Below are 19,135 nucleotides of genomic sequence, written 5' to 3'. Positions count from 1 at the left end.
AAGTGCTGCGTTCCATAAAACCATAGGTCACCAAAACGACCAGGAGACAAGCGCATGAAAAGCATGACGACGATGAAGCATGGGGGCGCAGCCAGGCCCCTGGCCTTGGCTGCGGTGGCTGCCGCAGTGCTTGCCGCCTGTGGCGGTGGGGGCGGTGACAGTGGCTCAGGTGGCGGCTCGAACGTGCGACCCGCCTACCTGGGCACCATCACCGAGGCCCGCTACGACGGCAGCAGCAACGACCTGCTCACCGCCGGCCTGGGCGCCAGCGGCCTCGCGTCCGCCACGCCACCCGCCTACGCCGATGCGCTCAAGCCCACGGGCGCCGAACTGCGCCGCGCCGCCATCTACAACAACTACCGCGCCATGCTGGACATGACGGCCGCCGGCGGCTACGGCACGCTGTATGGTCCCAACGTCGATGCCCAGGGCCGCGTGACCACCGGCGAGGGCAAGGTGCCCGGCACCGAATACATCGCCTATGCCGACGACGGCAGCGGGCGCCAGAACGTAACCCTGATGGTGCAGGTGCCCGACAGCTTCAACCCTGCACGGCCCTGCATGATCACGGCCACCGCATCGGGCTCGCGCGGCGTCTACGGCGGCATCTCCACGGGGGAGTGGGGCCTCAAGCGCGGCTGCGCCGTGGCCTATTCCGACAAGGGCACGGGCGCGGCTCCGCACGACCTGCAGAACGACACGGTGCCGCTGATCGACGGCACGCGCACCACGGCCGCTGCGGCCGGCAAGAGCGCCGCCTTCAACGCCAACCTGACGCCCGCACAGCTCGCAGCCTTCAACACCGCCACGCCCAACCGCTTTGCCTTCAAGCACGCGCATTCGGGCCAGAACGCCGAGAAGGACTGGGGCACGACCACGCTGCAGGCCGTGGAGTTCGGCTACTACGTGCTCAACGAGCGCTTCGGCGCGCTCGCCAGCACGGGCCAGCGCATCCGCACCATCACACCGGCCAACACCATCGTCATCGCCTCCAGCATCTCCAATGGCGGCGGCGCGGCCATTGCTGCGGCAGAACTGGACACCCAGGGCCTGATCAGCGGCGTGGCGGTGTCCGAGCCTGCGGTGGAGCTGCCGGCCAACCCCGGCGTCACGGTGCAGCGCGGTGGCACGGCCATTGCCGTCACGGGCCGTCCGCTGATCGACTACACCACGCAGGCCAACCTGTACCAGGCCTGCGCCTCGCTCGCGCCCTCGGTCAGCACCAGCCCGTATGCGGCGGCCTTCGCCGCAGGCTTTGCCGGTGCGGCCCTGCCCATCGCACCGGGTCGCTGCGCGGCCCTGCGCGCACGCGGCCTGCTCACGGCCGACGCCACGGCGGCCCAGGCCGAGGAATCGCTGCAGAAGCTGCGCGCCTACGGCTGGGAGCCCGAGTCGAATGACCTGCATGCCTCACTCGCAGCCTTCGAGGTGGCGCCCGCCGTGGCCGTGACCTTTGCCAACTCGCTCTCGCGCGCCAGCGTGCAGGACCACCTGTGCGGCTTCAGCTACGCGGGGGCCACGGCGGCCGGTGCGGTCACCCCGCTGGCGCCACCGGCTGCGCTGGCCGGCATGTTCGCCACCGGCAACGGCGTGCCCCCGGCGGGCGGCGTGCAGCTCATCAACAACCGCGCCAAGCAGGGCCCGGCGCGCGACTTCCTGTCGGTGGCCGACAGCGGCGCTTTCGACTGGAACACGGAGGGTGCCGTGTGCCTGCGCAACCTGGTCACCGGCAGCGATGCCGCGGCGCGCAAGCTGCAGGCCGGTGTCGATGAAACGCGCCGCAATGGCAACCTGCGCGGCAAGCCGGCCATCATCGTGCATGGCCGCGCCGATGCGCTGCTGCCCGTGAGCCACACCTCGCGCCCCTACACCGCGCTCAACAAGCGCGTGGAAGGGGCGGCCAGCAAGCTCAGCTACATGGAGGTGGCCAACGCCCAGCACTTCGACAGTTTCATCGGCCTGCCCACGGTGCTGCCCGGCTACGACACGCGCTATGTGCCGCTGCATGTGTACCTGAACCGCGCGCTCGACGCCGTGTACGACCATCTGGCCACTGGCAAGGCGCTGCCGGCCAGCCAGGTGGTGCGCACCGTGCCGCGCGGTGGCGCACCAGGCAGCGCCCCGGCCATCACCGCCGCCAACGTGCCGCCGCTTGCCGAGGTGCCCAGCGCGGGCAACGCCATCGCCGTGACGGCCGGAGCCATCGCCATCCCCGAATAAGAACGACGACCCACCACAACAAAAAAGCTGCCGGGCGCATTGCCGCACCCGGTGGCACAAAGGACGGACATGAACACATGGATCACATGGGGCCGCCGCATGGGCGCGGTACTCACGATGCTGGGGGTGATGGGGCTGTTGGCGCTGCCGGCGGCGGCGCAGCTGCGCGGCGCCGAACTGGTGGTCGGCCAGGTGGCGCCGCTGTCGGGCGTGCTGGCCAGCACGGGCACGCAGATGGTGCTGGGCGGCAAGATCTACTTCGACGCCATCAACGCCCAGGGCGGCGTGCATGGCGTCACCATCCGCCAGTGGGTGGTGGACGACGGCTACAAGGTGCCCGACACCGTGCGCCTGACGCGCGAGATGCTGGCCCGGCCCGAAGTGGTGGCGCTCTACGGCTTTGCCGGAACGGCCAACGTCACGCAGCTGTTGACCGACGGTGTGCTGGAGCAGGGCGGTGCCGCGCTGGTGGCGCCCTATACGGGCGGCGAGTCGCTGCGCAGCCCGTTCAACCCCTGGATCTTCCACGTGCGCGTTGGCTATGGCGATGAGGCCGAGCACATGGTGCAGCAGCTCACCACGCTGGGCATGAACCGCGTGGCAGTGATGTACCAGGACGATGGCTTCGGCAAGGCAGGCCTGGCGGGGGTGGAGGCGGCGCTGGCGCGGCGCGACCTGAAGCTCGTCGTCTCGGCCGGCTACGAGCGCAACACCGACAAGGTGGACGATGCCGTCAAGGCCATCAAGGCCGCCGACGTGCATGCCGTGATCATGATCGCCATCAACAAGCCCGCGGCCGCCTTCATCCAGCGCTACCGCGAGCAGGGTGGCGGTGCGCAGCTGTACAACATCTCGGTGGTGGACCCGACCGAACTCGTGAAGCTCGCCGGCCTGAAGAACGCGCACGGCCTGGGCATCAGCCAGGTGGTGCCGTACCCGTTTCGCCCACAACTGCCCGTGGTGCGCGAGTACCAGACCCTGCTCAAGAAGTATGCGCCCGAGGCCGAGGTCAACTACACCAGCTTTGAGCAGTTCCTGGGTGCCAAGGTGCTGGTCGAGGCGCTGCGCCGCGCCGGCCCCGCGCCCACACGCGCCAAGGTGGTCAAAGCGCTCGAATCGCTGCAGAACTACGACCTGGGCGGCATCAGCCTGGGCTACTCGCCCACCAACCGCATCGGCTCGCGGTATGTCGAGGTCACCGTCATCGGCGCCAACGGGCGCCTCATGAAATGAGCGCGACTCACAAAACTCTCCTGGCGTCGTTGTTGCGTCTTGCCGTACTTTCAGTACTGTCTGCGACGCAACGCCTGGCCAGGACCGCTTCGCTGAGCTTTGTGAGCCGCTTGAACACCGCAGCTCGCCCTCCGGCAACCCGCAATCCATCCACTGACTCACAAGGTTGTCCACCATGACTCCGTTATCGCGCTATGCCACCTGCGCCGGCTATGAAATCCACTACACCGAATGGGGCGCGCCCGATGCCCCGGTGGTGGTGGCCTGGCACGGCCTGGCCCGCACCGGCCGCGACATGGACGAGCTGGCCGCCCATCTGGCGCCACGCTTTCGCGTGATCTGCCCCGACACCATCGGCCGGGGCCTGAGCCAGTGGGCGCGCGAGCCAGCAGAGGAATACCAGCTGCGCTTTTATGCGCGCATCGCCGCTGGGCTGTTCGATGCGCTGGGCATAGAACAGGCGCACTGGGTGGGCACCTCCATGGGCGGCGCCATCGGCACGGTGTGCGCGTCGGGCCTGTTCGAGCCGGGGCTCAAGGGCCGCATCCGCAGCCTGCTGCTCAACGACAACGCACCGCGCCTGGCCGACGATGCGCTCGGGCGCATCAAGGCCTATGCGGGCCAGCCGCCCGCGTTCGATACGGTGGCCGAGCTCGAGGCCTTCTTCCGCCAGGTCTACCAGCCCTATGGCTGGCTCAGCGATGCGCAGTGGCGCCGCCTGACCGAGACCAGCACCCGCCGCCTGCCCGACGGCCGGGTGACCCCACACTACGACCCGGCCATGGTGCAGCAGTTCACCCACCATGCCAACGACTACCTGATCTGGGACCACTACGACGCGCTGGACATCCCCGTGCTGTGCCTGCGCGGCGAAGACTCCGACCTGGTGCTGCGCGAGACCACCATCGAGATGCTCACCCGCGGCCCCGGCGCGCGCGGCCAGGCCCGCGTGATCGAGGTGCCCGGTTGCGGCCATGCCCCGGCCCTGAATGTGCCCGAGCACTATGCGCTGGTGGAACGGTTCTTCGTGCATGGTGTGCAGGAGCCCGGGGCTGCAGAGGCTGCGCTGGTGCGCACGGCGGGTGGGCCTGCGGCCAGCGCGCTGCCGCGCTCGCAGTACCGGGCACCCACCCGGCTGCAATGGCCCTGAGAACGATGGCGTGGCCCTGGTGCATGATGGGGGTATGGGCCTCCCTTTGACATGCTGACAGACCACCTTCGTTCGTTCCCGCAGGGCTTTCGCGCCCTCGTCCTGGGTGCCTCGGGCGGCATCGGCAGTGCCTTCGTGCAGCACCTGCAGGCCGACCCGCGCTGTGCGCTGGTGGTCGGGCTGGGAAGAAGCACGGTGCCACCCATCGATTTCGAGCACGAAGCCACGGTGTCCGAGGCGGCGGCAGCGCTGGCGCCGCAGGGCCCGTTTCATCTCATCATCGTCGCCACCGGCGTGCTGCACGGCCCCGAGGGCATGCCCGAAAAGCGCCTGGGCCAGCTCAACTATGCGCAGATGCAGGCCTGCTTGCGCACCAACGCCATGGGCCCGGCGCTGGTCATGGCGCACTTTGCGCCGCTGCTGGCCAAGGACCGCAGCGTGCTGGCGGTGTTGTCGGCCAAGGTGGGCAGCATTGGCGACAACCGCCTGGGCGGCTGGTACAGCTACCGGGCCTCGAAAGCGGCGCTGAACATGTTCCTCAAGACCGCGGCCATCGAAGTGCAGCGCGGCAACCCACAGGCCGTGCTGGTGGCACTGCACCCGGGCACCGTGGACTCGGACCTGTCGGCCCCGTTTCGCGGCGCCGAGATCGGCCGGCCGGCGGCGGACGCGGCGGCCGACATGCTGCGTGTGATCGATGGGCTCACGCCCGAATGCACGGGTGGTTTCTACGCATACAGCGGGCAGCCATTGCCCTGGTAAGGCCACCCCGCAAGGGATATTTGCGGTGTTCGCCTACACAGAGTTCGGTACAGGCAGTACACCATGCGAAAGCTTTTTGTCCTCGCTGTTTCTCTGTTCTGCAAAGCCGATGCGTACCCAATCCGAAACCTTCAAATTCACCCGCGCTCGCAAGGTGGCCCATGGAAGATTCGCCCATGCCAACACGGATGCCATCGGGGTACTGCAGTTCTGGACGGCGCTGGGCGCAGGACGGTCGGGGGAAATACTGTCTGAGCCGGGCGACGAGTGCCTGGTGGCCCGCGTCACCTACCCGCTGCAGCAGGGCATGCTGGCCACCAGCGAACTGCACCAGTGCTGTGTGGCCCGCGGGATCACGCGCGAATCGGTAGAGGATTAGCCCTTGCATTGCAGCGCTGAAAGGCGCTGCACGGCAGCAGGGTCAGTGCCTCCCCGCTGTCTTCGCACAGGGCGCGCCCATCAGCCGCCAAATACATTGATCGGCGTTGGCGCCAAATGCTCCCGGAGCTTCTGTTCTGCGGTGTAGAGCGCTTCGGGGTAGCTCGCCCAGGCACGGCGCACGGTGAGCACGGGTGAGCCGTCCTCCTCGAAGATGAAAACCCGCTCCGGCACATTCGAGGGCGCAGCCAGCGCCAGCGGTCGGACCAGGTAGGTCGATCCGTCGATTTGGAGATTGGGTGGCCAGGGGAGACCGATCGCAGGCATGGTGTGATGGGGTGTAACTGATTGAACGATGCCCCATCCTACCCACGCCAACACCCAATCCAGCGGTTCCCGGCGCAACACGAGCGGATGTCCTACGTGGACAACACGGCTGGGCCATCGCGTGGGTGGAACAATGGTCCCAGTCCCTCTGCAGGAGCGCTCCGATGCAACCCACCATCACCGCCTTCGAACGTTCGCCCGACCGCGGCCGGGGTCTGGCGCGCGACATGCGCGTGCGCTGGGCGCTGGAGGAAGTGGGGCAACCCTACGGTGTGCGCCTCGTGTCCTTTGCAGCGATGAAGGCGCCCGCGCACCGGGCGCTCCATCCGTTCGGGCAGATACCCACCTATGAGCAAGACGGCCTGGCGCTGTTCGAGACCGGCGCCATCGTGCTGCACATTGCGCAGAGCCATGCAGGCCTGCTGCCGGCCGAAGCCCACGCGCGCTCGCGCGCCATCATGTGGATGTTCGCGGCGCTCAATACGCTGGAGCCGCCCATCGTCGAGTGGGGCGCCGCGCGGATCCTTGAGCACGACAAGCCCTGGTATGCGCAGCGCCAGCCCATGCTCGAAGACCGCGCGCGTACCCGGCTGGCCGAGCTTGCGCAGAGGCTGGGCGAGGCCGACTGGCTCGACGGTGAAACCTTCAGTGCCGGCGACCTGCTGATGGTGACGGTGCTGCGCCGCCTGGGCGATGCGTCGCCACTGCTGCAGGAACAGCCCAGTCTGTTGGCCTACATCGCCCGCGGTGAGGCGCGGCCGGCCTACCAGCGCGCATTTGCGGACCAGCTGGCCGTGTTCACGGCAAGCGCGAAAGCCGGGTGACTCAGCGCCGAAACCGCTCGCCGTTGAAGTAAGACAGCTCCACGAAGTCCGTGCCGTTGTGGTCCTGCGGGCCATAGCGCAACTCGAAGCCGCCCATGTCGTAGGGGCGCATGGTGTGCAGGGCCTCGATGAGCTTTTCGCGCGATGCGGTGCGGCCCGCGCGGCGCAGGGCCTCGATCATCAGGCGCGCGCTCAGGTAGCCCTCCAGCGACGAATAGCCCGGCTCGGCACTGGCCGCGCTGGCCTTGAGCGCATCGCGGTAGGCCTTGACGATGGGCTTGGCCACGTTGTCGGGGTTGGGCGCCACCTGGGCCACGGTGATGCCGCGCGCGGACTCGCCCAGCGCCGCCAGCAGCGGGCGCGAACCCAGGAACGAGATCGAGAACGCAGGCGCCTTCACGCGCAGGCGCAGAGCCTTGTAGAACGGTATGCCCACTGCGCCCACGGCCAGCGAGATCAAGGCCGTGGGCTGCCAGGCCGTGATCTCGTCCACCGTGCGAGCCACGCCTTCCTCGGTCTCGGGCAACAGAAAGGCCTTCCAGTCCTTGTTGTTGTGCGCCTTGGCCGCCGCATCGAAGGCCGCCAGCGTGGCCTTGCCAAAGGGGTTGTCGATGTAGGCCACAGCACACTTGGTGAAGCCCGTGGAACCCAGTTGCTGCACGATCTTGTGGAGCTCCTGCGAATAGCTTGCGCGCGCATGGAACACCAGGGGGTTGAACGGCCGCAGCGCGTCCGACCCCGTTGCCGGCGCGATCACCGGCACCTTGGCCGCCATGGCCACGGGCAGCGCGCCCATCACGCTGGTGGTGCCGCCGCAGGACAGCAGGGCGAAGACCTTGTCCTCCTCCAACAGCTTCTTCGCGTTGGCTCCGGCCTTGGCCGGGTCGCCGCCATCGTCGGTGCTGGTGAACTGCAGGCGCCGCCCGTCGATGCCGCCGCGCTCGTTGACCTCCTGGAAGGCCGCTGCGATGCCCTTGTTCATCTCCACGAACGGGAAGGCCAGCGGGCCCGTGAGCGCGGCCGTCTGGCCTATGCGCCAGGGCTCGGTCTGCTGTGCCAGTGCCCAGCCGGGCAGGGCGACAGCGGTGGCCGCTGCTGACGACAGCACCCGGCGGCGCGTGAGGGCAGGCGCGAGGGGCGTGGAGAAGGGGTGCATCGGCGTGTCTCCTGTTGTAGTGCTGCGCCCTTCCATCGCTGCACGCAGGGTGCGCGCAATGGACCGGCGGCGCAGCCAGTATCGAGCGCGCATGCACCACAATGGGTCGGGGAAAACACTGCAGGAGGCGGCTGGAGCGTCACGTTGGTGACTCCGATTGGCCCTTTGTCACACGGTGGACACGGGTGTACCTGGCAGGGTCTGGCTTCAGTCGCGCCGTGGTCTGCGCCCCGCGCGCCCCACCCGCGTATGCCCCGCACTCTGGCACGCACGCCGGTAGGCGCGCAGAGTCTGCTCAGCGCGGCTGAGCACGGTCTGGGTCACATCACCGGCGGCATCGGCCGCCAGCACGGCACCTGGCGCCATGCCCGATGCCTCACCCGTCAGCAGGGCAATGCCCTCGCTCACATGCTGCACCGTATCGACGTGGAACAGGCCGCGCTCCACTGCGTCGAGGATGGGGCGCGACAGCATCAGGTGGCGCTGGTTGCGCGCGGGGATGAGCACGCCCTGGGTGCCGTCGAGCCCTGCCGCGGCGCAGGCCTGGAACCAGCCTTCGATCTTTTCATTGATGCCGCCCACGGGCAGCACCTCGCCGTGCTGGTTCAGCGCACCCGTCACCGCAATGCCCTGGCGCAGCGGCAGGCCCGACAGGCTGGACAGCAGCGCGTACAGCTCGGCGCAGGAGGCGGAGTCACCCTCCACGCCGCTGTACTCCTGCTCGAACACGATGGAGGCATTGAGCGCGAGCGGCGCCACATGGCTGAACAGGGCCGTGAGGTAGCCGTGCAGGATGAGCACGCCCTTGTCGTGGATGGGGCCGGACATGTGGACCTCGCGGTCGATGTTGAGTAGCCCCTCCTGCCCGGCGAAGCTGCGCGCCGTGATACGCACGGGAAAGCCGAAACGGTAGTCGCCCAGGTCGATCTGCGACAGGGCGTTGACCTGGCCCACGGCCGCACCGTGCAGGGTGATGAGGCACTCGCCCTCGACCAGGGTCTGGTGCAGTTCTTCCTCGGTCTGGTTGTGGCGCAGGCGCTGGGCGGCGAGAGCTGCCTGTACGTCGGCGGCCTGCACCAGGGCCGTGGCATCGGCAGGGCTGCGCATGCGGCACTGGGCAGCGCTCTCGATCACCAGCGCCTCGGCCTGGGCGAAGCGGGCGCTCTGGCGGCCCTGGTCGTCGGCCTCGCGGTGGCTTTGCTCGATCAGCAGGGCCACGGCCTCGGGGCCGAAGTGCGGCAGGCCGCGCTGCGCGCAGCAGTGCGCCACGAAGATGGCGGTGGCGCGGTGCGATGCCGGGGTGGCGATGAAACGGTCGGCAAAGTCGACCTTCACGCGAAAGCGCCGTGCGGCTTCGGGGTCGCTGTCCTGCAGGGCGTAGAACTCGTCCACCGAGCCGATGAGCACGATTTTCACGTCCACATCCACCGGCTCGGGCTGCAAGCCTGCGCCACCGCCGGGGCCTGGGCCGTCGGCACTCGCCTCGCCAGTGATCTGCAGCCGGCGGCTGCGCAAAAAGCGGCGCACGCGTGGCCACAGGCCCTCTTCGGCGGCCAGATCGTGCAGGTGCAGCAGGATGAAGCCGCCATGCGCGCGCAGCAGGCTGCCGGCGTGGATGGCCGATACGTCGGCCTGCCCGGGGTCGGCGTCGTCGGCATTGGCGCCGTGGTCGATGCTGCCCATCAGGCTGCGCAGTTGCGGGTTGTCCTCGACGATCACGGGGGCGCCGGTGCGCCCGCCGTTGTCCACCGCCAGGTTCACGCGGCAGCGGGCGAGCAGCGCATCCAGGTCGTCGCGGCGGTCGGCTTCGGCATCGGCCTCGTTGTCGCCGTAGTAGGGTTCCAGCAGGTCGATGCTGCCGAGCAAGGCGCGCTCTACCTGGTCCAGCCACTGCGCAAGGCGCCCGGCGTGCGGCACCTGCTGGCCGGCGATGCCGCGTGCGGGCTGCAGCGCCTGCTGCACCAGCGGCGTGATCACCGTGCGGCGCAGGGCGTCCAGGGCGGCGTCGCGCTCGCGCTCCAGCGGGCGCATGGCCTGGGCAAAGCGCTCGATCTCGCTGCGCAGCGCGTCCTCGTCGCGTTCGATGGCGGCGCGGCGCTCGGGCGGCTGCACGCGCGCCTCCGCGTCGGACAGGGGCTGGCCCCTCGGGCCCAGGGGGGTGACCAGCATCTGGCCATTGTCGCGCACCAGGCGCAACTGGCGCGCGAGCGCAAACGCGTCGAGCGCGGCCAGCGCCTCGCGCTCCTGCACCTGCCAGCGCTGCTCGATGCGCGCCGCATCGGCCAGGAAGGCGGGGCCTGCCAGGTGCTGGGGCACTTCGGCCTCCAGCCGCGTGCCCATGTCGGCCAGGGCCTGGCGCAGCAGGCGGCCCTGGCCCGCAGGCAGGCGCAGTGCGCGCGGGCGCTCCGGTGCATCGAAGTCGTGCAGGTAGCACAGGTCGGGCGGCACGGGGCGCCGCGCGGCCTCGGCCAGCATGGCCTGGTGCAGCAGCGATGCACGGCCGCTGCCCACGTCGCCCAGCACGAAGAGGTGGTAGTCGGGCTGCTGCATGGCCAGGCCAAAACGGGCGGCGGCCTCGGCGCGCTCCTGGCCGATCCAGGGCAGGGGCAAGCCCGTGAGCTCGGCCGTGCTGGCAAAGCCGAGCGTGGTGGGGTCGACGGTCAGCCGCAGTTGGTGTGCAGAAAGGGCGCGGGCGGATGCGGGCATGGAAAACAATTCAGGGGAGCGGTGCGGGGGAAATGGGGAGGTGGGGAAGATTGGGCGGGCGGGGACCGTACCGGTCAGCGACCTGCTGGGGTGGGGCCTTGGGGCGCGCCGCCCGCCAGTGCGCGCTCGCGCGCATCGGCCTGTGTGGCGGCATCCTCCACCTGCGTGGGCCAGCCCGCCAGGTGCTGCTGCGCCACGCGGCTCAGGGCGGTGATCCAGTGGCTGCTGTCGTTCAGGCAGGGGATGTAGTGGAACTCCTGTCCACCCGCATGCAAAAAGGCCTCGCGCACCTCCATGTTGATCTCTTCCAGGGTCTCCAGGCAGTCGCTGGTGAAGCCGGGGCAGACCACGTCCACCCGGCGCGTACCGGCCTTGCCCAGGGCCTCGATGGTGGGCTGGGTGTAGGGCTCCAGCCACTTGGCCTTGCCAAAGCGCGACTGGAAGGTGAGCACATAGCGTTCGCGGCGCAGGCCCAGGCGCTCGGCCAGCATGCGGCCGGTCTTCAGGCTCTCGCAGTGGTAGGGGTCGCCCAGCGTAAGGGTGCGCTCGGGCACGCCGTGGAAGCTCATCACCAGCTTGTCGGGCTGGCCGTTCACCTTCCAGTGCGCCTCGATGCTGCGGGCCAGCGCGTCGATGTAGCCGGGATGGTCGTGGTAGCGGTTCACGAAGCGCAGCTCGGGCACATGGCGTGTGCGCGCGGCCCAGGCGTACACCGCGTCGAACACGCTGGCCGTGGTGGTGCCCGAATACTGCGGGTACAGCGGCAGGATGAGGATGCGCGTGGCGCCCTCGGCCTTGAGGGCATTGAGCTGGCTGGCGATGGACGGGTTGCCGTAGCGCATGGCATGGCGCACCAGCACCTGGTGGCCGGCCTCGCCCAGCCAGCCGCGCAGCAGCGTGGCCTGCTTCGCTGTCCACACCGCCAGGGGCGAGCCCTCGGGCGTCCACACACTGGCGTACTTGGCGGCCGACTTGGCGGGGCGGGTGCGCAGGATGATGCCGTGCAGGATGGGCAGCCATGCCAGCTTGGGGATCTCCACCACGCGGTGGTCCGCCAGGAACTGCGCCAGGTAGCGGCGCACGGCCGGCGCCGTGGCCTCGTCGGGCGTGCCCAGGTTGCACAGCAGGATGGCGGTTCGTTCGGGCTGGCCGTGGGTGAAAGGGGGTTCGGGTTGAAAACGCATGCGGCATTGTGGCCCAGGCATTCACCAGCCATCTCCTGGAGGGAGAAGGGGGCTCCGGGAAACCCCTCATGCGCAAATGAAACCGGTTTCATAAACTCCTGCCATGCCACCTGACAGGCTTTTGCCGTGAACTACCAATTCCAGTTCGAATCCGTTTTTGCCGCCTGGCCCCTGCTGCTCAAGGGCACCTGGATCACTGTGCAGCTGTCGCTCACCGCGACGGTGCTGGGGCTGGTGGTGGCCATCGCCTGTGCCTGGGGCAAGACATCCGGGCCTGCCTGGGTGCGATTTGTGGTGAATGCCTATATCGAGCTGATCCGCAACACGCCCTTCATCGTGCAGCTGTTCTTCTTTTTCTTTGCCCTGCCGTCCATCGGCCTGCGCTGGTCGCCCTATACGGCGGCATTGACCGCGATGGTGGTGAACCTGGGGGCCTACGCGGCAGAGATCGTGCGGGCGGGCATCGAGTCCATCCCCAAGGGGCAGATCGAGGCTGGCCGGGCGCTGAACCTCAAGCCCTGGGAGATCTTTCGCTTCGTCGTGCTCAAGCCGGCGCTCAAGGCCATCTACCCGGCGCTCACCAGCCAGTTCATCCTGCTGATGCTCAGTTCGGCCGTGGTCTCGGTGATCTCGGCCGACGACCTGACCTCGGTGGCGGCCAACCTGCAGTCGCAGACCTTTCGCAGTTTCGAGATCTACATCGTCGTGGCAGCCATCTATCTGCTGCTGGCCGTGTCGTTCTCCGGGCTGTTCAAGCTGATCTATCAGCGCACGCTCAACTACCCCGACCGTCGCTGAGGACCGGCCATGCGCACCTTTGGAGTTTCCGAGTTCTGGTTCATCGTGCAGGCCGCCCAGTGGACGCTGGCGCTGTCGGCCATGGCCTTCGTGGGCGGCTCGCTGCTGGGCCTGGTGGTGGCGCTGGCGCGCACGTCCGAGAACACTGCCGCGCGCTGGGCCGCCACCCTGTTCATCCAGGTGTTCCAGGGCACGCCGCTGCTGCTGCAGCTGTTTTTGATCTTCTTCGGCGCCCCGGTGCTGGGGCTGGACATCAACCCCTGGCTGGCCGCCGGCATTGCGCTGGTGCTCAACAGCGCGGCCTTCCTGGGCGAGATCTGGCGCGGCTGCATCGAGGCCATTCCGCGCGGGCAGTGGGAGGCAGCGCAGGCGCTGAACCTGAACTACCTCTCGCGCATGCGCTTCGTGGTGCTGCCCCAGGCCTTCAAGATCGCGCTGCCGCCGACCGTGGGCTATGTGGTGCAGATCATCAAGGGCACCTCGCTGGCCGCCATCATCGGTTTCACCGAGATCACGCGGGCGGGCCAGATCATCAACAACGCCACCTTCCAGCCCTTGCACGTGTTCACCACTGTGGCGGCGCTGTACTTCGTTATCTGCTGGCCGCTGTCGCTGCTGGCCGCGCGCATGGAGCGCAAGCGCGCCCGGGTGCTGGCGCGATGAATCCTTCTTTTCCCGAGCGTGCATTCCATACCAACCACACAGGAGACATGAGATGACCTTTTCGCACTATCGCCGCACCACCACTGCTGCCCTGGCCGCCCTGGGCCTGGGCGCCGCGCTCACCGCCTTCGCCCCGCTGGCGTCCGCGCAGAGCACGGCCGACATCAAGAAGAAGGGCGAGATCACCATCGGCATGCTGGTGGACTTTCCGCCCTATGGCACGACCAACGCGCAGAACCAACCCGATGGCTACGATGCCGACGTCGCCAAGCTGCTGGCCAAGGACCTGGGCGTCAAGGTCAACATCGTCCCTGTCACCGGCCCCAACCGCATTCCCTTCTTGCTGACCAACAAGGTCGATGTGCTGGTGGCCTCGCTGGCCATCACGCCCGAGCGCGCCAAGCAGGTGCAGTTCTCGCAGCCCTATGCGGCCGCAACCATCGTGCTGTACGGCAAGACGGGCAGCACCATCAAGAGCGCGGCCGACCTCAAGGGCGTGCGCGTGGGCGTGGCCCGCGCCAGCACGCAGGACGTGGCGGTCACCAAGGCTGCACCCGAGGGCACCGAGATCCGCCGCTTCGACGACGACGCATCGGCCATGCAGGCGCTGATCTCGGGCCAGGTGGACGCCATCGGCTGCTCGGTCACCGTGGCGGCGCAGATCGCCAAGCGCGTGCCCGCCAACACCTTCGAGAACAAGTTCAACCTGCTGCAGCAGGCCATGGGCATTGCCATGCGGCCTGGCCAGGACGAGCTGCACAAGGCCATGGACGAGTTCGTGGCGCGCAACACGGCCAATGGCGAGCTCAACAAGCTCTACCGCAAGTGGCTCGAAACCGACCTGCCCAAGCTGCAGTAAGAGCGGCCAACAAAACTCTTCTGGCGTCGTTGCCGCGTCTTGTCGTACTACCCGTACTGCCTGCGACGCAGCGCCTAGCCAGAACCGCTTCGCTCAATTTTGTTATCCGCTCCAAATACCAGTACGCCGGAGACCCATTCCCATGACGGACGCAGTCACGAGCACCCCCGGCACGCAGCCGATCATCCGCATGGAAGGGGTCAACAAATGGTTCGATACCTTTCAGGTGCTGGCCGACATCGACCTGTCGGTGCGCGCCGGCGAGCGCATCGTGATCTGCGGCCCGTCGGGTTCGGGAAAGTCCACCCTGATCCGCTGCATCAACCGCCTGGAGGCGGTGCAGAAGGGCCGCATCGAAGTGGACGGCATCGATCTGACGGCCGGCGGCAAGAACGTGGATGCCGTGCGTGCCGAGGTGGGCATGGTGTTCCAGCAGTTCAACCTGTTTCCGCACCTGACCATTCTGGAGAACTGCACCCTGGCACCGATGCGCTCGCGCGGCATGGGCCGGGCCGAGGCCGAGGAGGTGGCGATGAAGTACCTCACGCGCGTGCGCATTCCCGAGCAGGCGCACAAGCACCCGAGCCAGCTGTCGGGTGGGCAGCAGCAGCGCGTGGCCATTGCGCGGGCGCTGTGCATGGCGCCCAAGGTGATGTTGTTCGACGAACCCACCTCGGCCCTGGACCCCGAAATGGTCAAGGAAGTGCTCGACACCATGATCGGCCTGGCCGAGGACGGCATGACCATGCTGTGCGTGACCCACGAGATGGGCTTTGCCCGCAGCGTGGCCGACCGGGTGATCTTCATGGCCGACGGCAAGATTCTTGAGCAGGCGCCGCCGGCCGAGTTCTTTGGCCAGCCCCGGCACGAGAAGACCCGCCAGTTCCTGGGCCAGATACTCTCTTCCCATCACGCGCATTGAGCTGCGGTGGGTGTACGCACTGCGCCGCAGCGCCTCTGGGCGCGCGGGCATGAAACATGAAATGCAGCCAATGAAGGTACTTATTTCCCTCTCTTCCTTCGGCGCGGCCGAAGTGGGGCGCCACGGGCAGCTGTGGTGTACCGAACTGGCCCGCGAGGCGGGCGCCGACGGCGTGGAGGTGCGCGGCGAAATGCTGCGCGACGCCGCGGCCGAGCTGCCAGCGCTGGCGGGCAAGGCAGCGGTGTACTCCAGCCCCGAAGGGCTGTGGGCGATGGACGGTGCGCTGGACGAAGCCGCGCTGGCCCGTGGCATGGCGGCCGCGCGCACCCTGGGCGCGCCGCGCCTGAAGATGGCCATCGGCGGCTTTGGCACGGGCTCGCACGGCTCGCTGGTGCGCCTCAAGGACCTGCTCGCACAGGCGCCGGCCGAACTCGTGATCGAGAACGACCAAACCGCCACGGCCGGCACGCTGGCGGCCATGGAGGCCTTCTTCGTGGCGCAGGAGCGCGCGGGGCTGGACCTGGGCATGACCTTCGACATGGGCAACTGGCACTGGCAGGGCGAGTGCCCGCTGCAGGCCGCACAGGCCCTGGCCCACCGCGTGCGCTACGTGCACTGCAAGGGCGTGCAGCGCCTGCCCGGCAAATGGGTGGCGGTGCCGCTGGCCGATTCCATCGCGCCCTGGCGCGCCATCCTGCGGGCGCTGCCTGCGGATGTGCCGCACGCCATCGAGTACCCGCTGGTCGGCGACGACCTGGTGGCCGTGACGCGCGCGCAACTGGCCGTGATCCGCGATGCACGGAGGCAGGCATGAGTGCAGAAACTGCTTTCGATGTGGCGCTGTTCGGCGAGGCCATGCTGCTGCTGGTGGCCAACGAACCCGGGCCGCTGGAGCATGCCACGGGCTTCCACAAGCGCACGGCAGGGGCCGAGACCAACGTGGCCATCGGCCTGGCGCGCCTGGGCCTGAAGGTTGGCTGGGCGAGCCGCCTGGGCACCGATTCCATGGGCCGCTCGCTGCTGGGCACCATGCAGGCCGAGGGCATCGATTGCTCGCACGTGACCTGTGATACCACGCAGCGCACGGGTTTCCAGTTCAAGGAGCGCGTGACCGATGGCCGCGACCCGAAGGTCGAATACCACCGCAAGGGCTCGGCCGCGAGCCAGATGGGCCCGGCCGACGTGGACGAACCCTGGCTGCGCAGTGCGCGCCACCTGCATGCCACGGGCGTGTTCGCGGCGATCTCGGAGACCAGCCTGCAGGCGGCACAGCGCACGCTGCAGGTGATGCGCGCCGCGGGCCGCACGATCTCGTTCGACCCCAATCTGCGGCCCACGCTGTGGTCATCGCCCGAGGTGATGCGGCACCAGATCAACGAGCTCTCACGCTTTGCCGACTGGGTGCTGCCGGGCATGGAGGAGGGCGTGTTTCTCACGGGCGAGACCACGCCCGAGGGCGTGGCGGGCTTTTACCGAGCACGCGGAGCCAAACTGGTGGTCGTCAAGCTTGGCGAGCAGGGCGCCTATTTCGACAGTGATGTGGCGGGCACAGGGCATGTCGCCGGCTTCCCCGTGGCCGAGGTGGTGGACACCGTGGGTGCGGGCGACGGCTTTGCCGTGGGCGTCATCAGCGCGCTGCTGCAGGGCCGCAGCGTGCCCGATGCGGTGCGCCGCGGCGCCTGGATCGGCGCCCGGGCCGTGCAGGTGCTGGGCGATACCGAAGGGCTGCCCACGCGCCAGGAGCTGGAGCAGGCCGGCCTATGAGCCGCAAGAACGTGCTGGTGTACCGCGCCCTGCCGCCGGACCAGTTGGCCCGCCTGCAGGCGGTGCACGAGGTGACCGTGGCCGACCCGCGCCAGCCGGCGCAGCGCGCTGCGTTCGACGCCGCACTGGCCGAGGCCCATGGCCTCATCGGCGCCAGCTTTCCCATCAGCGCCGAGCTGCTGGCGCGTGCGCCGCAGCTGCAGGCCATCTCCAGCATCTCGGTGGGGGTGGACAACTACCCGCTGCAGGCCTTGCAATCGCGCGGCATCGTGCTGTGCCATACGCCCGGTGTGCTCGACGAGACCGTGGCCGATGCGGTGTTTGCGTTGCTCATGGCCACCTGCCGCCGGGTGGTGGAGCTTTCGCAGATGGTGCGCGAGGGGCGCTGGGACCGCAGCATCGGCGAAGACCTGTTCGGCCACGACGTGCATGGCAAGACACTGGGCCTGCTGGGCTTTGGCCGCATCGGCCAGGCCGTGGCGCGCCGGGCCGCACTGGGTTTTGGCATGCCGGTGCTGTACCACGCGCGCCGCCCGGTGGACCTGGCGCTGCAGGCGCCCGCGCTGCTGGGCCGGGCCGAGCATGTGCCGCTCGATGGCCTGCTGGCGCGCGCGGACATCGTGGTGGCCCTGCTGCCGCTGTCGGACAGCACGCGCGGGCTGGTGGACGCCCGGGCCTTCGCGGCCATGAAGCCCGGTGCCATCTTCATCAACGGCGGGCGCGGCGCCACGGTGGTCGAAGACGACCTGCTGGCGGCGCTGGACCAGGGCACGCTGCGTGCGGCCGGGCTCGATGTGTTCGCCACCGAGCCCCTGCCGCTGGAGTCGCCGCTGCGCACCCACCCGCGCGTGACGCCGCTGCCGCACATCGGGTCGGCCACGCATGGCACGCGCCATGCGATGGCCCGGCTGGCGACGACGAACCTGCTGCAGGCGCTGGCCGGCGAAAAGCCCACCGCGGTGTACGGGACAATCGGCGCATGAACAGCACCAAGCCGCGCGCACCCACCGCCAAGGCGCCTGCCAACGCCCCTGTCGATACGGCTGGCCGTGACCGGCCCACCATTGCCGACGTGGCGGCTGCGGCCGGCGTGTCCAAGGCCACCGTGTCGCGTTTCTTCAACCACCGCGAGCGCCTGCTCAGCCCCGATATCGCCGCCCGGGTCGAGGCCGCTATCGCCCAGCTCGGCTATGTGCCCAGCCCCATGGCCCAGGCCCTGAGCCATGGGCGCTCGCGGCTGATCGGTCTGGTGGTGGCCGACATCACCAACCCCTTCTCGGTGGCGGTGCTGCGCGGGGCCGAGGAGGCCTGCCAGGAGGCCGGCTACCTGGTGATGCTGTTCAACCTGGGCAATGACCGCCAGCGCGAGCGCAGCGCCATCGATGCATTGGCCAGCTACCAGGTGGACGGCTTCATCCTCAACACCCAGGGGCAGGACGAGGGCCATGCCGAGCTCAGCTCTTTGCATGGCCGACCCGCCGTGCTGGTGGACCGCCGGCATACCGGCCTGGAGGCCGACTTCGTGTCGCTGGACAACCCCGGCGCCATGCGCGCCGCCTGCACGCACCTGATCGATGGGGGCTGGAGCGAGCTGCTGTACGTCACCCAGCCCCTGGCGGGCGTGAGTTCGCGCCTGGAGCGGGCGGCCGCGTTTTCGCAATGCGTCAGCGCGCGCGGGGCTGGTGTGCAGGGTGCGGTGCTGGAGCTGGTCGATGCGTCGGACGAGGTGCTGGATGCCGCCCTGCGGGCGCTTCGGCAAAGAGCTGGGGGCAGGGCGCGTGGCGCTGTCGTTGCGGGCAATTCCGTGGTCACCTTGCGGGTGGCGGCCGCCATGGTGCGGCTGGGCTGGGCCTTTGGCCGCGATATCGGCTTTGCCGGCTTCGACGACCCCGAATGGGCGCCCCTGATCGGGCCGGGTCTGACCACGGTGGCCCAGCCCACCCATGCCATCGGCCGGTGTGCCGCGCAGTGCCTTATCGAACGCATGCAGGGCTTGCAGGCGCCTGCGCGGGAGCGCCTGCTGCCCGGCCAGTTGGTAGTGCGGGGGTCGTCCGTGGCCGCGGTGCGCGGGGCTGGCGACCGGTAAGGGCTTAGCGTTCTGCGCAGCGCTGTCTGCTGACTGCTGCGTTATCCTTCGCGGCGGCCCACTGGCCGCTGCCCGGGCGTCCGGGCCGTGAATTTTTTGGGTG

The 19,135-nt window shown here is 68.8% G+C and carries 18 protein-coding genes; 14 read left to right on the top strand and 4 right to left on the bottom strand.

Features of this window, described 5'->3' with window-relative positions:
• The first annotated feature begins 54 nt into the window (after positions 1 to 54).
• The 5 genes from ACSQ9E_RS19395 (at position 55) to ACSQ9E_RS19375 (ending at position 5,744) form a co-directional block, all read left to right on the top strand.
• On the top strand, positions 55 to 2,220 hold the full coding sequence (locus ACSQ9E_RS19395; RefSeq protein WP_436218878.1) for a D-(-)-3-hydroxybutyrate oligomer hydrolase: 2,166 nt from the start codon (positions 55 to 57) through the stop codon (positions 2,218 to 2,220).
• Positions 2,221 to 2,289: 69 nt separating this feature from the next.
• Positions 2,290 to 3,453, top strand: a complete 1,164-nt coding sequence (locus ACSQ9E_RS19390) for an ABC transporter substrate-binding protein (RefSeq protein WP_436218877.1) — start codon at positions 2,290 to 2,292, stop codon at positions 3,451 to 3,453.
• A gap of 175 nt (positions 3,454 to 3,628) precedes the next feature.
• Positions 3,629 to 4,603, top strand: a complete 975-nt coding sequence (locus tag ACSQ9E_RS19385) for an alpha/beta fold hydrolase (RefSeq protein ID WP_057201012.1) — start codon at positions 3,629 to 3,631, stop codon at positions 4,601 to 4,603.
• Between the two features lie 51 nt (positions 4,604 to 4,654).
• On the top strand, positions 4,655 to 5,365 hold the full coding sequence (locus ACSQ9E_RS19380; protein ID WP_436218876.1) for an SDR family NAD(P)-dependent oxidoreductase: 711 nt from the start codon (positions 4,655 to 4,657) through the stop codon (positions 5,363 to 5,365).
• A 109-nt stretch (positions 5,366 to 5,474) separates the two neighbouring features.
• Complete coding sequence (locus ACSQ9E_RS19375) at positions 5,475 to 5,744, top strand: hypothetical protein (protein ID WP_436218875.1); 270 nt, start codon at positions 5,475 to 5,477, stop codon at positions 5,742 to 5,744.
• Positions 5,745 to 5,824: 80 nt separating this feature from the next.
• On the opposite strand, the gene ACSQ9E_RS19370 is transcribed toward ACSQ9E_RS19375, so the two are convergent.
• The gene (locus ACSQ9E_RS19370; protein WP_057201007.1) at positions 5,825 to 6,070 is read right to left on the bottom strand and encodes a hypothetical protein; all 246 of its coding nucleotides are present in this window, start codon (positions 6,068 to 6,070) and stop codon (positions 5,825 to 5,827) included.
• 164 nt (positions 6,071 to 6,234) lie between these two features.
• On the opposite strand from ACSQ9E_RS19370, the gene ACSQ9E_RS19365 reads away from it, so the two are divergent.
• Entirely contained in the window at positions 6,235 to 6,894 is a 660-nt protein-coding gene (locus ACSQ9E_RS19365; RefSeq protein ID WP_436218874.1) for a glutathione S-transferase family protein, read from the top strand.
• A 1-nt stretch (position 6,895) separates the two neighbouring features.
• Here the strand turns inward: ACSQ9E_RS19365 and ACSQ9E_RS19360 are convergent, their stop codons facing one another.
• From ACSQ9E_RS19360 to hemH, 3 genes are all read right to left on the bottom strand, one after another.
• A complete protein-coding gene (locus ACSQ9E_RS19360; protein ID WP_436218873.1) occupies positions 6,896 to 8,050 on the bottom strand; it encodes an ABC transporter substrate-binding protein in 1,155 nt (384 codons plus the stop codon).
• Positions 8,051 to 8,257: 207 nt separating this feature from the next.
• The gene (locus ACSQ9E_RS19355) at positions 8,258 to 10,756 is read right to left on the bottom strand and encodes an AAA family ATPase (RefSeq protein ID WP_436218872.1); all 2,499 of its coding nucleotides are present in this window, start codon (positions 10,754 to 10,756) and stop codon (positions 8,258 to 8,260) included.
• A gap of 74 nt (positions 10,757 to 10,830) precedes the next feature.
• Positions 10,831 to 11,940: a ferrochelatase gene (gene hemH, locus ACSQ9E_RS19350; protein WP_436177331.1), complete on the bottom strand. Its 1,110-nt coding sequence runs from the start codon at positions 11,938 to 11,940 to the stop codon at positions 10,831 to 10,833.
• A gap of 126 nt (positions 11,941 to 12,066) precedes the next feature.
• Here hemH and ACSQ9E_RS19345 point away from each other — a divergent pair, with 126 nt between their 5' ends.
• The 8 genes from ACSQ9E_RS19345 (at position 12,067) to ACSQ9E_RS19310 (ending at position 19,032) form a co-directional block, all read left to right on the top strand.
• Complete coding sequence (locus ACSQ9E_RS19345) at positions 12,067 to 12,738, top strand: amino acid ABC transporter permease (RefSeq protein ID WP_057201000.1); 672 nt, start codon at positions 12,067 to 12,069, stop codon at positions 12,736 to 12,738.
• Between the two features lie 9 nt (positions 12,739 to 12,747).
• Positions 12,748 to 13,401 (top strand): amino acid ABC transporter permease, encoded by a 654-nt coding sequence (locus tag ACSQ9E_RS19340; RefSeq protein WP_057200999.1) that lies wholly within the window; start codon positions 12,748 to 12,750, stop codon positions 13,399 to 13,401.
• Positions 13,402 to 13,453: 52 nt separating this feature from the next.
• A complete protein-coding gene (locus ACSQ9E_RS19335) occupies positions 13,454 to 14,260 on the top strand; it encodes a transporter substrate-binding domain-containing protein (RefSeq protein WP_436177332.1) in 807 nt (268 codons plus the stop codon).
• 142 nt (positions 14,261 to 14,402) lie between these two features.
• A complete protein-coding gene (locus ACSQ9E_RS19330) occupies positions 14,403 to 15,182 on the top strand; it encodes an amino acid ABC transporter ATP-binding protein (RefSeq protein WP_428001863.1) in 780 nt (259 codons plus the stop codon).
• 70 nt (positions 15,183 to 15,252) lie between these two features.
• Positions 15,253 to 15,996 (top strand): sugar phosphate isomerase/epimerase family protein, encoded by a 744-nt coding sequence (locus ACSQ9E_RS19325; protein WP_057264193.1) that lies wholly within the window; start codon positions 15,253 to 15,255, stop codon positions 15,994 to 15,996.
• The gene (locus tag ACSQ9E_RS19320; protein ID WP_436218871.1) at positions 15,993 to 16,946 is read left to right on the top strand and encodes a sugar kinase; all 954 of its coding nucleotides are present in this window, start codon (positions 15,993 to 15,995) and stop codon (positions 16,944 to 16,946) included. The genes ACSQ9E_RS19325 and ACSQ9E_RS19320 overlap by 4 nt, the downstream gene beginning before the upstream one ends.
• A complete protein-coding gene (locus ACSQ9E_RS19315) occupies positions 16,943 to 17,929 on the top strand; it encodes a 2-hydroxyacid dehydrogenase (protein WP_436218870.1) in 987 nt (328 codons plus the stop codon). The genes ACSQ9E_RS19320 and ACSQ9E_RS19315 overlap by 4 nt, the downstream gene beginning before the upstream one ends.
• Entirely contained in the window at positions 17,926 to 19,032 is a 1,107-nt protein-coding gene (locus tag ACSQ9E_RS19310; protein WP_436218869.1) for a LacI family DNA-binding transcriptional regulator, read from the top strand. The genes ACSQ9E_RS19315 and ACSQ9E_RS19310 overlap by 4 nt, the downstream gene beginning before the upstream one ends.
• Positions 19,033 to 19,135 lie beyond the last annotated feature (103 nt).

The sequence above is a fragment of the Acidovorax sp. LjRoot118 genome (assembly GCF_964253575.1).
Classification (GTDB): domain Bacteria; phylum Pseudomonadota; class Gammaproteobacteria; order Burkholderiales; family Burkholderiaceae_C; genus Acidovorax.
Note: the sequence above shows the minus strand (reverse complement) of the source record. Positions and strands in the feature narration are given on the sequence as shown.